11 protein-coding genes are annotated in these 15,800 nt (G+C 61.9%); 1 reads left to right on the top strand and 10 read right to left on the bottom strand.

What is annotated here, in order from left to right; genetic code table 11:
- Positions 1-12: 12 nt before the first annotated feature.
- The 4 genes from ACZ0BA_RS24445 to hppD all read right to left on the bottom strand — a co-directional run bounded on the left by ACZ0BA_RS24445 (position 13) and on the right by hppD (position 8,637).
- On the bottom strand, positions 13-2,706 hold the full coding sequence (locus tag ACZ0BA_RS24445) for a TonB-dependent receptor plug domain-containing protein (RefSeq protein WP_463453740.1): 2,694 nt from the start codon (positions 2,704-2,706) through the stop codon (positions 13-15).
- A 183-nt stretch (positions 2,707-2,889) separates the two neighbouring features.
- Complete coding sequence (locus ACZ0BA_RS24440) at positions 2,890-3,069, bottom strand: hypothetical protein (protein ID WP_463453739.1); 180 nt, start codon at positions 3,067-3,069, stop codon at positions 2,890-2,892.
- A 733-nt stretch (positions 3,070-3,802) separates the two neighbouring features.
- Positions 3,803-7,378: an indolepyruvate ferredoxin oxidoreductase family protein gene (locus ACZ0BA_RS24435; protein ID WP_463453738.1), complete on the bottom strand. Its 3,576-nt coding sequence runs from the start codon at positions 7,376-7,378 to the stop codon at positions 3,803-3,805.
- A gap of 128 nt (positions 7,379-7,506) precedes the next feature.
- Positions 7,507-8,637, bottom strand: coding sequence for a 4-hydroxyphenylpyruvate dioxygenase (gene hppD / locus ACZ0BA_RS24430; RefSeq protein ID WP_463453737.1), 1,131 nt, complete (start codon positions 8,635-8,637; stop codon positions 7,507-7,509).
- A 125-nt stretch (positions 8,638-8,762) separates the two neighbouring features.
- Between hppD and ACZ0BA_RS24425 the strand changes: the two genes are divergently transcribed.
- The gene (locus tag ACZ0BA_RS24425) at positions 8,763-9,284 is read left to right on the top strand and encodes an Lrp/AsnC family transcriptional regulator (RefSeq protein ID WP_463453736.1); all 522 of its coding nucleotides are present in this window, start codon (positions 8,763-8,765) and stop codon (positions 9,282-9,284) included.
- A 69-nt stretch (positions 9,285-9,353) separates the two neighbouring features.
- Here the strand turns inward: ACZ0BA_RS24425 and ACZ0BA_RS24420 are convergent, their stop codons facing one another.
- From ACZ0BA_RS24420 to ACZ0BA_RS24395, 6 genes are all read right to left on the bottom strand, one after another.
- Complete coding sequence (locus ACZ0BA_RS24420) at positions 9,354-10,295, bottom strand: UbiA family prenyltransferase (protein WP_463453735.1); 942 nt, start codon at positions 10,293-10,295, stop codon at positions 9,354-9,356.
- A 6-nt stretch (positions 10,296-10,301) separates the two neighbouring features.
- On the bottom strand, positions 10,302-11,261 hold the full coding sequence (locus ACZ0BA_RS24415; RefSeq protein WP_463453734.1) for a hypothetical protein: 960 nt from the start codon (positions 11,259-11,261) through the stop codon (positions 10,302-10,304).
- A 66-nt stretch (positions 11,262-11,327) separates the two neighbouring features.
- Complete coding sequence (locus ACZ0BA_RS24410) at positions 11,328-11,717, bottom strand: DMT family transporter (RefSeq protein WP_463453733.1); 390 nt, start codon at positions 11,715-11,717, stop codon at positions 11,328-11,330.
- Between the two features lie 146 nt (positions 11,718-11,863).
- Positions 11,864-13,720, bottom strand: a complete 1,857-nt coding sequence (gene dsbD, locus ACZ0BA_RS24405; RefSeq protein ID WP_463453732.1) for a protein-disulfide reductase DsbD — start codon at positions 13,718-13,720, stop codon at positions 11,864-11,866.
- On the bottom strand, positions 13,717-14,616 hold the full coding sequence (locus ACZ0BA_RS24400; protein WP_463453731.1) for an FAD:protein FMN transferase: 900 nt from the start codon (positions 14,614-14,616) through the stop codon (positions 13,717-13,719). Before ACZ0BA_RS24400 ends, dsbD begins: the two co-directional genes overlap by 4 nt.
- The gene (locus ACZ0BA_RS24395; RefSeq protein WP_463453730.1) at positions 14,610-15,791 is read right to left on the bottom strand and encodes a DUF3570 domain-containing protein; all 1,182 of its coding nucleotides are present in this window, start codon (positions 15,789-15,791) and stop codon (positions 14,610-14,612) included. The genes ACZ0BA_RS24400 and ACZ0BA_RS24395 overlap by 7 nt, the downstream gene beginning before the upstream one ends.
- Positions 15,792-15,800 lie beyond the last annotated feature (9 nt).

Raw genomic sequence — 15,800 nt, 5'->3', positions numbered from 1 at the left:
GCCGCCATCGCGTCAGGAACCGAAGTGGTAGTTCAGCTCCACCCAGCCTTGACGTCCGACCGGGCTGTAACTGCCGACCGGATAATACGGCCAACCACCAGTGGTATCGCTTTTGACCTTGTTGAACAGGTTATTCACCGCCACCGAAACCGTGGTGCGCGTATTGATGCGGTACACCGCGCTCGCATTGACCAGGGTGGTCGGCGTCAGATAAGCCTCCCCCGCGCCGTTGGGCACCTTGCTGTAGCGCTGCAGGAACAACGTGTTCGACCACTTTTCCAGATTCCACGTCACACTCGCATTGAGCTTGTCGCGCCAATCGGGATTGGTCAGGTCCTTCAGATCGTCGTTCAGCGGATCGCCCGAGAACTGGCGCGACTTCTTGTCCAGCGTCTTCGAATAATTCAGCTTCGAGACGAACGTACCCCAGCCGGCCGTGCGCAGCACATGCTTGACGCTGACATCGATGCCGTTCACGCTGGTGGACGCGGCGTTGATCGGATTGACCGTGATCTGGCGGATCTCGCCCGGCTTGTTCAGCGCCGTCAGCGGATTGCGTTCGATGCGGGCGATGGCATCGGCGCAGGTCGGCGACGTCAGGTCGTCGGCCATGCGGCAATCCGACTCGTCGCGCAGCAGCTTGTCGGCGTTCAGGTTGGTCACCAGATCGTCGATCTTGATGTTCCAGTAGTCGAGCGAGACGTCGAAGTCCGCGCTCGGCGACCACACCAGGCCGAGGCCCGTCGAACGGCCCTGCTCCGCGCGCAGATCCTTGCTGCCGTTCTGCACATAGTCCGACCCCGGCGAGACGTTGGCGAACTCGCAATCGGCGACCGGCTGGCCGGCCTTCGCGCAGCGGTAGTAGTCGGTGGTGGACGAATAGTAGCCGGTGCCGCGCGCCTTGAAGATATAGTTCATGTCCGGCGCCCGGAAGCTGGTGGCGTAGTTACCGCGCACCAGCACCTGCTTGACGGGACGCCATTCCAGGCCGCCGTTATAGGTGGCCTTGCCCTGATCGCGGCCGGCGTAGCTGTAATGGTCGTAGCGGCCGGCCAGCGTGGCCGACAACTGCTGCAGCAGCGGCACGTTGGCCTCCACGCCCAGCGCGTAACGCTTGCGGGTGCCGGCGGTGACGTCGGCCGGCGGCGCAAGGTTGAAGTAGCCCTGGTTGATGCGTTCATCGGGACGGTTCGAGAACCCCTGCTTGCCCACCTCCGCCACCGTCGCCAGCCTGACCGGACCGGCCGGCAGCGCGAACGCCTCGCCGTTGGCGGACAAGCTGAGGGTATTGGTCCACGACTTGTCGTCGCTGTGCGTGAAGTCGGTGATGCTGTCGAATTCGGCCGGCGTCAGGCGGCGCGTCAGGCGCGACTGGTCGGGCGCGAAGATCGCCACGCCGTCGGCGTCCACGCCCAGTTGCGGGCCGAGGAAGAAGCTGTCGATATTGGCCAGCGCGCGCGGCGCCTTGGCCTGGCTCTTGTAGAGCGACGCCGTGTAGCCCGCCTCGTACTGCCAGCTGCCGGCGAGCTGCCCCTTGGCGCCGAACGACAGCGAACTGGCCTGGTCGTCCCAGGTGCGGTTGTAGCGATCGACGCCGCCGATCTCCTCGGGCGAGATGTATTTGTTCCAGGCTTCGTAGTTGCCGGTGTTCTGGTTGACGAAATAAGCGTCGGTGAGCGAGCGCGAGGTCCACGACGGGCCGCGCGTGTTGTTCGAGCTGCGGTTCTTGCCGTACAAGCCCTCGACGAACAGGGTGGTGGTCGGCGACAGCTCGTAGTTGGCGCTGCCGAACACGTTCTGGCTGCTGTTTTTGGTCTGCGTGGTCCAGTAGGTGGGGCCGACGTTCGGGCTGGCGCAGTAGCTGCCGGTTTTGGCGGTGTACTTGACGGCGCTGCCGTTGAAGACGTCGCCCAGCCCTGCGCAGGCGTCGCCCAGATCGACATAGCGCCCGCCGCTGACATTGCGCCGGCCCAGGATCGAGGTCGGCGCCACGCCGGTTTTGCTGCTCATGAAATCGCGGTCGCGGCTCCACAGCGGATCGCGCTCCAGCAGCTCGATGCTAAATAGCGTATTGAGTTTGTCGAAGCTATGGCCGCCGGTGAACTGCAGGCGCTTGTCGCCACCGCCGCCGCGCGAGGTACCGCCCGCCTTGAGGTTGATGTCGTAGCCCTCGGCCTGTTTTTTCAGGATGATGTTGACCACGCCCGCCACCGCGTCCGAGCCGTAGACGGCCGAGGCGCCGCCGCTGAGGATCTCGATGCGATCGACCACGCTCGACGGAATATTGGCCAGGTTGGTGAAGTTGACCATACCATCATAAGCGATCGGGAAATCGGCCATGCGGCGACCGTTGAGCAGCACCAGCGTGTGGTTCGGGCCCAGGCCGCGCAAGCTGATGGTGTTGGCCGACGGCGTGAAGGTGTTGCCGAAGTCGGCGCCCTGCGTGAAGCCGCTGTTCTGGGTCTGGTTGCTCAGGGCGTCGAAGACGTTGCGGTAGCCCTGCTTGGTGATGTCCTCGCCGGTGATGACGGTGACGGCCGACGGGCCCTCCAGCGTGGCGCGCGGAATGCGCGAACCGGTGATGACGACTGCGGGCTGGCTCAGGGTTTCCGAGCCTGCCACCTGCGCGCTGGACGAGCCGGCAGCGCCGCACAGCAGCGCGATAGCGCCTGCCGCCAGCGGATTCAATTTAAATTTTGTTTGCACTGAAGTGGTCCGGTAAAAGATGGGGATGCCATCCTATCAACCACCGGACCGGAAATGAACGAACGAATCCGCGCAAGCTTATGCATTATTTTGGTGCATGGGCACAATGCAGCTCTAATGCTGAGTGCGAAGATGCGGTGGACGTGGCAACATAGGTCGTACAGCGCGCAACGTGCCAACCCGCTATTTTTTCCGTACTATCACTTTAGCGGCCGGTGGCTCAAAGGGCTTTGGTTGCGGGTAGTGCGTCAGCAACGCGCTGGATCCAGCCAACCGGACATTGGCCTGCCGCTCCGGCGTCCAGCTATTGAATTCACGTTGAGCTTGGTGGATTTGTTCGACAAGACTACTGGGCTTTTTCATGATAGTTCTCCAACTCGCTTCTACACTTGCGGCATGCGTAGGTTCAACGCCAAGATAAGACGGGGAATCTCGTTTGATACTATAGCAGTTTCAATATCGAGATATGTATTTTGAAAACGTAGGAAGCGAGGCTTACCGCCTAGCTCCTCCGAACGAATCCGCCTGACCTCTGCAATGCCAGGCAACGCGACCGCATCCCCGCTACCGCTATCCGTACGAAGGCGAGTTCCCTCATCCATCAAATGGGAAATTCTATTGTCCTCAGTCTCAAGACTATGATCGGTTCCAAAAAAAATCTCTATCTGCCGACTCAATTGAATCGTCTTGGCCTTGTACCCCACGGCTTGTAGCTCGCGCTAGAGAACGGTGATCACAGGCTCGAGGTTCACGCCGATGGGCCCCACGATACCGAATACTGGTTCAGGGTGCGGGTCGGGTGAGAGCGGATGGCCAAGGATAGGTTTCGCTGCTTGGCCCCTGCCCGGACCTGTTAACAATTGGGGATCGACGTGGGCCGGCGGCCGCTTTTTTATCGCATGCTTAGGCATCTCCCCTCCTGATTCCCGGTACGCTTTGGTCCGTAAGCGCGACAATAAGTCCGAGTATCCGGCGGTGCCGAATTTTCGTCAAACAATCATCTGGCAAATGCGGAAAAAACCATGGCATTTGATATATATAAAGGAAAGGCCCCGAAATGGGGCCAATCTGGACACAACCTTTGATTCGAACCGGTCTAAGCGGCGTGCGTGTGGCTGTCCAACGGCACCGGCGCGACCGGCTGGCCGAAAGCGGCCAACAGCGTCGCCTCCTTTTGCTTGGCTGACTTCAGGTGGCGTTCCTTCACATGGCCGTAACCGCGAATGTCTTCCGGGATGCTGGCGATGGCCACCGCCTGCGCCAGGTTCTCCGCCGTCAGCTTCGGCAGCAGCGAGGCCACCGTCTGGCGGTACTCGCCGATCAACGCGCGTTCCATCTTGCGCTCGGCCGTGTAACCGAAGATATCCAGCGCCGTGCCGCGCAGCCCTTTGAACTTGGCCAGCATGCCGAACGCCTTCATCATCCACGGACCGAATTCCTGCTTGATCAGCCGACCCTGGGCGTCATGCTTGGCCATCAGCGGCGGCGCCAGGTGGAATTTGAGCTTGATGTCTCCCTCGAACATGCCGGCGATCTTCTGCTGGAACGCGCCGTCGGTGTACAGGCGCGCGACTTCATACTCGTCCTTGTACGCCATCAGTTTGTAGTAGTAGCGCGCCACGGCCTCGCTCAAACGGGTCGACTTGCCCAGCTTGGCCTCCTCGGCGCGCACTTGGTCGACAAACGCCTTGTACTGCTGCGCATAGTCGGCGTTCTGGTATGCGGTCAACAGCTCGATGCGGCGGTTGACGATATCGTCCAGCGTCTGGGTGCGTTTGAATTCGATCACCTTCGCCGGCGTGGTCAGTTTGGTGACCGAACCCAGGTCGTGCGCGGCGGTGCGGCCCCAGTGGAAGGCGGCCTTGTTGAAGTTGACCGAGATCGCGTTCAACTCGATTGCCTTGATGATGGACGCTTCGCTCAGCGGCACATGGCCTTTCTGGAACGCGTAGCCCAGCATGAACATGTTGGTGGCGATCGAGTCGCCCATCAACGCGGTAGCGATCTGGCCGGCGTCGACGAAGTCCACCTGGTCGTTGCCGCAGGCGCGCACGATCTCGCTGCGCGAGCCGACGTCCGGGAACTGCCAGTCCGGATTCTTGACGAAAGCGGCGGTCGACGAACCGGTCGAGTTGATCATCGCGTGCGTGCGGCCCTCGCCCATGCGCGACAGGGCGTCGCGGCTGGCGGTGACGATCAAGTCGCAGCCGATCACCAGGTCGGCGCTACCGGTGCCGACGCGGGTCGAGTGCAAATCGGCCTGGTTGTCGGCCAGGCGCACGTGCGACATCACCGGACCGCCCTTTTGCGCCAGTCCGCTCATGTCCAGCACGATGGCGCCCTTGCCTTCGACGTGCGCCGCGACGGCCAGGATCTGGCCGACCGTGACCACCCCGGTGCCGCCGATACCGGTGATCAGGATGCCGTACGGCGTATCCGTGGACGGCAGCACCGGCATCGGCAAGATAGCGGCCGGCGAGTCGCCGGTGGCCGCCTTCTTGGGTTTCTTCAGCGCCCCGCCTTCGACCGTCACGAAACTCGGACAGAAGCCGGTGGTGCACGAGAAGTCCTTGTTGCAGGACGACTGGTTGATCTGGCGCTTGCGCCCCAGTTCCGTCTCCAGCGGCTCCACCGACAGGCAGTTCGATTGCACGGAGCAGTCGCCGCAGCCTTCGCACACGGCTTCGTTGATGACGGCGCGCTTGGCCGGATCCGGATACTCGTTGCGCTTCCGGCGGCGACGCTTCTCGGAGGCGCAGGTCTGGTCGTAGATCATCGCCGACACGCCCGGCTTGTCGCGCAGCTCGCGCTGCACGTCCATCAATTCGCTGCGATGGCGCACGGTGACGCCTTCCGCCCATTTGTAATCGGAAGGGTATTTTTCCGGTTCGTCGGTGACGACGATGATCGGCGTCACGCCCTCGGCGGCGATCTGGCGCGAGATCATGCCCGGATCGAGCGGGCCGTCGAAGGCCTGGCCGCCGGTCATGGCGACGGCGTCGTTGAACAGGATCTTGTAGGTGATGTTGACCTTGGCCGCCACCGCCGCGCGGATCGCCAGTATCCCGGAGTGGAAGTAGGTGCCGTCGCCCAGGTTGGTGAAGACGTGCTTCTCGTTGGTGAACGGCGCCTGGCCGACCCAGGTCACGCCCTCCGCGCCCATGTGGGTGAAGGTCGAGGTTTCGCGGTCCATCCACAACACCATGTAGTGGCAGCCGATGCCGGCCAGCGCGCGCGAGCCTTCCGGCACCTTGGTCGACGAATTGTGCGGGCAGCCGGAGCAGAAGTACGGTGTGCGGTCGGTGTCCGGGTTGGCCTTGGTCGGCAGCGTCTTGAGCGCCAGCTCCTTCGCTTCGAGGAAGGCGACGCGCTGCTTGACGCGCTCCGCCACCGGATGGCCGTCGCAGTAGTGGGCGATGCGCGAGGCGATGGCGCGCGCGATCTGCGCCGGGTTCAGTTCATAGGTGGCCGGCAGCAGCCAGTCGCCGTGGCCGGTCTTGCCCTTGTTGCTCCATTCGCCGGTGTCGTCGAACTTGCCGACCACGCGCGGACGCTGGCCGTCCGGCAGGTTGTACAGCTCCTCCTTGAGCGCGTACTCAAGGATCTGGCGTTTTTCCTCCACCACCAAAATCTCGTCGAGGCCCTTGGCGAATTCGTGCACGCCGTCCGCCTCCAGCGGCCAGGTCATGCCGATCTTGTACAGGCGGATGCCGATGTCGGCGGCGGCCTGCTCGTCGATGCCCAGATCGGCCAGCGCCTGGCGCGTGTCCAGGTAGGATTTGCCGGCGGTGATGATGCCGATCTTCGGCGTCGGGCTGTCCCAGATGATTTTATTGAGCTTGTTGGCGCGCGCGTAAGCCAGCGCTGCGTACCACTTGTAGCTGTTCATCCGAACTTCCATATCGAGCACGGTGTCGGGCCAGCGGATATTGAGGCCGCCGGCCGGTAGTTCGAAGTCGGTCGGTAGCTGGATCTGCACGCGGTCCGGGTCGAAGTCCACCACGGCGCCGGATTCGATGATGTCGGTCACGCACTTCATCGACACCCACAGGCCGGTGTAGCGGCTCATGGCCCAGGCGTGCAGGCCGTAGTCGATGTACTCCTGGACCGACGACGGATACAGCACCGGAATGCCGCAGGCGTTGAGAATGTGGTCCGACTGGTGCGCGGTGGACGAGGATTTGGCCGCGTGGTCGTCGCCGGCCAGTACCAGCACCCCGCCGTGCTTGGCGCTCCCCGCATTGTTCGCGTGTTTGAAGACGTCGCCGCAGCGGTCGACGCCGGGGCCTTTGCCGTACCACATGGAGAAGACGCCATCGTATTTGGCGTCCTTGAAAAGATTGGTCTGCTGCGTGCCCCACACCGCTGTCGCGGCCAGGTCCTCGTTCATCCCGGGGTGGAATTTGACGTGGTGGGCATCGAGGTACTTCTTGGCCTTCATCGCCGTCATGTCGACGCTGGTGACCGGCGAGCCGCGATAGCCGGTGATATAGCCGGCGGTGTTGAGGCCCGCCTTGAGGTCGCGTTCGCGCTGCATCATCGGCAGGCGTATCAGCGCCTGGGTGCCGGTCATGAAGGCGCGGCCGCGTTCCAGCGTCCATTTGTCGTCCAGTGAAATGTCGTCCGACTGGGCGCCCGGGTCCAGCAGCGTACCCTTGTGAGGTGCGTTCATTAATGTCTCCAATATTCTCTGAAATACTGAGCGCGGCAACGCCGGTTAGGCCCTTCCGCGCGATTGCCGGTGCTCCGTTCTATGCGGTGCTACCGGCGGTTTTTCCTGCGATTTCTACTACTATAAGCCTATGCGGGCGCTTTAGCCGGATCTTGCAACACGCCGCGCTTGATCTGATCCAATTCGATCGATTCGAACAACGCCCGGAAATTACCCTCGCCGAAGCCCTGGTCGCCCTTGCGCTGGATGATCTCGAAGAAGATCGGACCGATGACGTTTTGCGTGAAGATCTGCAGCAGCAGTTCGCGCTCGTTGTCGTTGCTATGACCGTCGATCAGGATGCGCAGGCGGCGCAGGTCTTCCAGGCGCTCGCCATGGCCCGGCAGGCGACGGTTGACCAGTTCATAGTAGGTCTCGATGGTGTCCTGGAAGGCGATGCCGGTGGCCTTCATCTGCTCGATCGAGGTGTAGATGTCGTCGGTGCCCAGCGCGATGTGCTGGATGCCTTCGCCATGGTATTCGTCGAGGTACTCGGCGATCTGCGACTTGTCGTCCGACGATTCGTTGATCGGAATGCGCACCTTGCCGCACGGGGAAGTCATGGCTTTCGACTTCAGGCCGGTCAGCTTGCCCTCGATGTCGAAGTAGCGCACCTCGCGGAAGTTGAACATCTTCTCGTAGAAGTCCGCCCATTCCTTCATGCGGCCGCGATGGACGTTGTTGGTCAGGTGATCGATGTAGGTCAGGCCATTGCCGACCGGGTTGGCGTCCGCGCCCGGGATGGCGACGAAGTCGACGTCGTAGATGCTGATGTCGCCGATCGATCCGGGTTCAGCTCCTTTATCGCCGCTGTTTTTGCCGCGCCAGCGGTCGACCAGATAGATCAGCGAATCGCCCACGCCCTTGATGGCGGGGATGTTCAGTTCCATCGGGCCGGTCTTGTTGTCGAAGCCCCAGGCGCCCAGGTCCAGCGCGCGCTTGTAGGCGGCCGCCGCATCCTGCACGCGGATGGCGATCGCGCACACGGACGGGCCGTGGTGGCGCGCGAAGCGCTGGGCGAACGAGTCCTGCTCGGCGTTGATGATGAAATTGATGCCGCCCTGGCGGTACAAGGTCACGTCTTTATGGCGGTGGCGGGCGATCGCGGTGAAGCCCATGCGCTCGAACAGCGCGCCGAGCGCTTTCGGATCGGGGGCGGCGTATTCGACGAATTCGAAACCGTCGGTTCCCATCGGGTTGTCCCAAGGCTGGAATTGCATGCGTGTCTCCTCGTTAGAATAGCGCCAGTATAGTCCCGCGCCGAGAGCATTAAATTGCAAACAATTCACGCCCTTGGCCATTTTGCGCAATAATATTGCCTCAACACTGAATTACTGAGGGATTTATGACCAAAATTGCGCTGGATAAAACCGATCGTAAGATTCTGTCCATTTTGCAGGCCGACGGCCGGCTGTCGAACCAGGACGTGGCCGAGCTGGTCGCGCTGTCGCCGTCGCCGTGCCTGCGCCGCATCAAGCGGCTCGAGGAAGCGGGCGTGATCCGCCAGTACGTGGCGCTGCTGGACCCGGACAAGATCGGTCTCGGGCTGCTGGCGTATGTGAATGTGCGGCTGGAAAAGCACAGCGACGCTGCCGCGCACAGCAACGCCCGCGCGCTGGGCGCGCAGAACGCGCCGGCCTCGCCGCGCGCCGACTTCGCCGTGTCGGTCGAGCAGTGGCCGGAGGTGGTGGCCTGCTACGCGATGACGGGGGAGATGGATTACCTGCTGCGCGTGCACGTCGAGGACATGGACCACTTCTCGCGCTTCATGATGGCGACCTTGCTGCGCCATCCGGCGGTGCTGGACGTCAAATCGAGCTTTGCCTTACAGCGCGTCAAGGACACGACGGCGCTGCCGCTGGTCTAGCGAAGTACGGAAAAATCAGAAGCGTGGGGCGGATAGCGGCGTGCCGCTCGATCCATCCCGCGCGGAGGCCTAAATAACCGGCAGTGTTGCCAGTCCCGCGAGTCCGGCGCATGTCAGAATGATGGCGATACTGGCCGGGTCGGTACTGACGTGCAGTAGCGGATCTTCGTCAATCTGCATGCGAAAAGATAGCAACCAGAGCCGGGCTATCCAGATGAAAAACAGCGGCACCACAAAAAACAATGGAAGCGGCGACGGATATAACTTTGCCACATCTCCTGAATTATAATAAAGCATCAGCACCAACGCCGAAATCACCGCCGAGCTGATGCCGAACATGGCGACCGGGATACTGTCGGCAGGCACATATCCCCTCCCTGCCACTGTCAGCACGTTTTCTTTTTTAAGCCGCACCAGTTCATTGTGGCGCTTTAGCAGCGCGAGCGATAAAAACAGGAAGAACGAATAGGACAACAACCAGAAAGACAAATGGATATCTGTCGCCGCCGATCCACCGATCACCCTGACAGTGTATAAGCCTGCCAGCATGGCCACATCGATCAACAATATTTTTTTCAAATAGATCGAATATAAGACCGTTAAAACAAAGTAAAAACAAACGACTTTGAGCAGGGGAACGCCTCCCGCAGCCGCAACCAGCAACCCGGCACCGCCAAGCAAAGCGCTACAGCAAAGCGCGCTGAGACGAGAAATCGCCCCAGCAGCAATGGGCCGCATTTTCTTTCGCGGATGCAAGCGATCGTGGCGTACGTCCAGCACATCGTTCAACAGATAAGCGCTGGACGCGCACAGGCAGAATGCGATAAATGCAATCAGGCAGGCGCGCCACGTGTGCAAGTCGGATGAGTGAGCGGTGAGCACGGGAACGAATATCAGCGCGTTTTTCAGCCACTGTCGGGGACGCATCGCGCGTACCATCAACATGGTACCGTTCACTGTGTCAGCATTTTTTACTATCGATTCTTGCATAGTTTTTTCACGGTCGTCCATACGCGGCTACAGTCGCCGCTTCCTCAGCGGGCCGATCGCATATACAGCAAATGGAATCAGGAACGGGTATAAACTCCAGATTGCCCGTCCATCCACCCTCACCGAAAGCGCGGCATAGAGCGGCGGCAGCGCCATTAAAAACAGCATGGTTTTAAGTGGCGCCAATTCTCGCGGACTATTTCTCATCCCAAACACGGCAAGAGGAATCACGATGATGGCGGCACTGGCAAGCGACAACAGGGCACGAACGTCGTGCAGCGCGGCCCAAACGGTACCCAGGCTCGGTACCCAAACATACCTCGGCAGCCCGCTAAACAAATGCCACCGGACAAACAAGAGCCACGCCACTGCGGCGGCCACTGCGGCAAGCCCGGGCAAAATAGGAATCCGCCGATAGGCCAGCAACCAGAACACGAGAAGAATGTTCTCTTCCCTGACGGCAGTCGCCCCGAGTCCAGCGCCCAAGGCAAGCCAAGGCTGCCCACTGACGACGCCCAATACAAACAAAGCCCGTCCACAAATTGCGCCCGGATCGGTCAGCAGATAAGAACCGTACCAAAACGTCGGCACTGAGAATATCAGCAACAGGCCAGCGAAAATCGCCTGTTTGCGATTTCCGCCTACGCGATCGACAACCAGCGCCATTGCAGTGGCCGCTACCGTAATGCAGGTCCAATTAACTCCGGCAAAGGTATCCCGTAAATTACCCGGCAAATACGCGGCAAGTGCGGGAATGAGCACGCGGTAAGGGAATGGTGCGCGCAGTTCGCTAAACGGGATTTCGCCCCTGAGGTAACGGGCGGTATTAAAATATGCGAGCGAATCTTCTACCGTCATTCCCCAATGGGGCAACAACACGACAAAAGCGCTGCCGGCGAACAGCGCAAACATGCCCAGGCATTGCAGCATCGTCCAATTCGAGCTGGCCGAGATGGCGCGGATAGTATTTTCTTTTTTTGTGAACATCGCAGTTAAACTTTGGAAAGCGGGTGATTTTACGCGACGCTCACGTGCAAGCGATGCCGCAGGCGGTTATTTTGTCAGCAGCACGCAGGAAATACACAGCAAAACCATGCCGATCAACTTATTCGAACTTAGCGCCTCGCCGAATATCAAATGGCCGGCGAACGCAATCAGCGTCATGGTTACGATGGTCATGACAGGATAGGCAACGGTGATGTCGGTCTTCGCCAAGGCCAGACGGTAGGCACCAAAACCGGCGACATAACACGTCATCGCTCCGCCCAGCCAATATAATTTGACCGCCATGTCGGGTTCAGTATGGCTGGCAGATATTTTGATCATCACGGTGGCAAGGGCACTAAACAAGCCGGCCACGGCGCACCAGATGTATCCTCCAAATATAAGAATCATGTGGTCTGGTCGAAGAGTGAACGCCATAAATAGCGTTTGAAAGACCATGATTTTACGTCATTTATGCCTGTTTCCGGACTCTAAGTCCATCGCGCGATAAAAAACAGGATATTTGCAGGTGTACCGATCAGGGCAATAAACACGTTGGGCGATTAAGCAGCACGCTTAATCGCCCAACGTCGATCAGTCGAACTTCACGAACCGACGTAGCGGTTCAGGTGCTGCAGGAACGGTTCGGCGGCGAGGAAGCCGATGATGCGGCTGTTCGGGATTTCCTTGCCATCCTTGAAGAAAATCAGGCCCGGTGGCCCGAACAAGCCGAAGCGCTTCATCAGCGCCTTGTCGTCGGCGTTGTTGGCGGTGACGTCCACCTGCAGCAGCATCACCTCCTTCATTTTGCCGCTGACGGCCGGCTTGGAGAAGGTGAACCGCTCCATCTCCTTGCATGCCACGCACCAGTCGGCGTAGAAGTCCAGCATCACCGGCTTGGTGCTGGTGGCCAGGATCTGATCCAGTTCGGCCACCGTTTTGATGCGCGTGAAATGCGCCTCGCCGCCGGCGGCGCCACCGCCAGCAACGCCCTCGGCGCGGGCGGCGGTCAGGTGGCCCAGCGGCTGCAGCACGTCGCGGCCGGCGCTGGCGGCGCCGGTCAACTCGAACAGGCCGACCAGCAGGAAGGCCAGTCCCAGCGTCTTGCCGATATAGGCACCCAACCCGGCGCCCTTTGGAATGCCGTCGAACACGTGCAGGAACATGGCGCACAGCAGCGCGAACACGCCCCACATGATCATCATCACGGTCACCGAGAACACCGGCGTGACCATCCAGATGGCGACCGCGATCAGCAGCAGGCCGAAGACCTTTTTGACGCCGTTCATCCAGGCGCCCGCGCGCGGCAGCAGGCTGCCGGCCGACAGACCTGTCAACAGCAGCGGCACGCTCATACCGACCGCCATCGAGAACAGCGCCCAGCCACCGGTCCAGACGTTGCGCGTCTGGCTGATGTAGAGCAGCGCGCCGGCCAACGGACCGGCCACGCACGGACCGACGATCAGCGCCGACAAGGCGCCCATGATGAACACGCCGGCGAATTTGCCACCACCCATATTACCGCTGGTGGAGCTCAGGCGGCTTTGGAGGCTGCTCGGCAGCTGTAACTGATAGACGTCGAACATCGACAGCGAGAGCGTGAACAGCAAAGCGCCGAATGTCAGCAGCACCCACGGTTTTTGCAGTGCGGCGGCCAGGCCTTCGCCGGCCAGGCCGGCGCCGACGCCGAGCGAAGTGTAGACCAGCGCCATGCCAAGGCTGTACGCCAGCGCCAGCATGAAGCCGCGACCCCGCGAGACATTGCCTTCACCGACGATGATCGACGACAGGATAGGCACCATCGGCAGAACGCACGGCGTGAACGACAGCAGCAGGCCGAAGACCAGGAAAGCCAGGCCGATACGCCAGGCGCTGCCGCTTTGCAGCGTGCGCTGTGCCAGCGAGCTGTCGTCTTCCGGGGCGGCTGCGGGGGTGGATGCCGCAGCGGGTGTGGCGGCGGGGACGGCAGCGGCGGGCGTGGCTACGGCGGCCGTATCGACCGGCGCCAGCTTGCCGGGCTTTCTCGGATCGACGTGGTAGCTTTGTTCGGCCGGCGAGTAACACAGGCCGGCGTCCGCGCAGCCCTGGTAACCGACCAGCAGCGTGTACGGCTCCTTGGCCGTCACGGGGAGGTCGACCACCAGCGTGTCCTGGTAGGTCTCCATCTCCTTGTTGAAATTGGTGTCGAATTTGCGTATGCCGTTCGGCAGCACCGGCGCCGTCACTTGCGCGCCATCGGCGGCGTTAAAGCTCAAGCGATCGCGATACAGATGGTAGTCCTTGGCGATCTTCCACGTCAGCCGCACGGTCCTGGCGTCCAGCGCCTCTGCGGTCAGCTTGAAGGCCTGATCCGGCTCCAGAAAATCGCCGGCCCGCACCTGGCTGCCCGCAAACAGCGCGATCAGCGCCACCAGCATCGTCGCCAGCATCTGCAACCGCAGCATCCATTTTTGTCGTTTCATGAGATATCCCTATACAGCATCTGCCCCTGATCATCGATGGTCAAATAACCCATGTCAGAGGCGTTCAGAAAATTGAGTCCGCCCTGCTGCTTGAGCATGGCGATCGTCGAACAACTACCTGCCGCTATCGCCATCGGCGCCATCACGCTCACCGAGCGCCAGTGCCGCACCGGCATGCCGGTGCGCGGATCGAGGATGTGGCAGTAGCGCTGTCCATCCAGTTCAAAATAACGTTCGTAGTCGCCGCTGGTGGCCAGCGCGCCCTGGCTGATCGGAATACTGGCCACCACCGCGTCGGGATCGCGCGGGTCCTGTATGCCGATGCTCCACGGGCGGCCGTCCAGCCTTGGGCCGATAAAGCGCATGTCCCCGCCCAGGTTCACATACCCGTGCCGCACACCGGCCTCGATCAGCATGCCGGCCGCGCGGTCGGCCGCGTACTCCTTGCCGAAGCCGCCGAAGTCGATCTCCATGCCGGCCTGGCGCAGATAGACCTCCTCGCCCTCGCAGGCCACCTTGTTCCAGCCGACCAGCGCCAGCAGGGGGTCGAGCACCTGCGCCTTCGGCACGCTCGGCCGGCGGAAATCCCAGGCCCTGCGCAGCACGCCGGAGGTGATGTCGAACAGCCCCTCGCTGGCGCCGTGCAACGCGGCGGCGTACGACATCAGCGCCATGGTCTCCTTGTCGCAGGCGACCGGCGCCCGGCCGGCCGCCGCGTTGATGCGCGAGACGATGCTGTCGGGCCGGTAGCGCGAGTACTTCTCTTCGATCCTCCGCACCTCCGCCACGGCCTGCCGCGACAGCAGTTCGGCCGTGTGGGCGTCGGGCGCGGCCAGCCGAATCTCGCAACGGCTGGCCATCGCGTCGAACGCGGTGCGGTGGATCGCGTCTACCATTGCCGGTTGACCGCGATCTGGAAGGTCTGCGCGCGCAACGGCTCAAGTCCCGGGCTGCCGGAGTGGAAGGCCCGCCAGCTGCCGCGCTGCTGGTAGGCCGAGGCCTTGACGTCCACCGACCACAGCTTGTCGATCTGCTTGCTGACCTTGAGCCCCACGGTCACCGCGCCAAAGCCCGACAGGCGCTGGTCGGCCGACGAGAAGCCCGGATTGGCGGCGTTGAAGCCGGGCGGGAACGGCGTGCCGAACACCGGATCGTAGACCGGGTCGAAGTAGAAGTCGGCCGCGCTCTGCGTGTACAGGCGCACTTCCGGCGTCACCGTCCAGCCCTGCGACAGCGGCTGCACGTATTCCTGGGACAGCGTGTGCCCACGCACGCCAAAGCTGTCGCGGTAATAGCGGTAGGAGGTGCGGCTGATGCCACCGGTCGATTCGACATGGTGGTTCCAGCGCGCCAGCACGGTGCTCTCGTTGCGGCTGCGCGGGCGGTTGTCGAAGGCCTTGTACGGATCGGAGAAGAAGCCACGGCCACGATCGTGCGCCAAGGTCAGTTGCACCACGTCGTTCTTGGTCAGCACCTGGGTCACGCCAACCAGCAGATTGGTGGTGTTCTTCTTCGCGCCGACGACGGCGCCGCCGGTGGAATTGATCTCGTCGTTGGACCGGCCGAAACCCGCCGACCACGTGGTGTTGCGGTCTTCGCTCTCGAAGGTGCCCTGCAGCGACAGCGCGCGCGACACGTAATCGTGCTCCGTCGAGTAGCTGGCGCCGACCGACACGCTGCCACGATCGAGGTAGCGCTTGAGCGAAACGTCGCCGGCCTTGCGGTCGTCGTTCATGCGCGAGGCGCCCGAGACGGCCGTGTGATAGCGCGGCGAGGCGCCCGACACGTCGTCCGTCACCGCCGAGGCGCTGATGCTCCAGACGCCGGCCACCGGCGCCATAATGGACACCGACGGCGCGTGCACGCGGATGCGGTCCATGTCGGACTGGCTTTCGCGGTAATCGAGATAGCCGATGCTGATCACGCCATTGGTAGGCGGCGCTTCGGCGTGGGCCTGGACGCCCGGCAGCAGCAACGCGGCCGCCAGGATCGAACCGGCCAACGACGGTGCCGAAGATGGCGACGCCGGCGGCTGGCCGTCGTCATGCGTGGTGGTTTTTTTGCTCGTCATAGGAAATTC

Source organism: Duganella sp. AC917 (genome assembly GCF_979258245.1).
The sequence above is the reverse complement of the archived record's forward strand: the minus strand, read 5'-3'. Positions and strand labels throughout refer to the sequence as shown.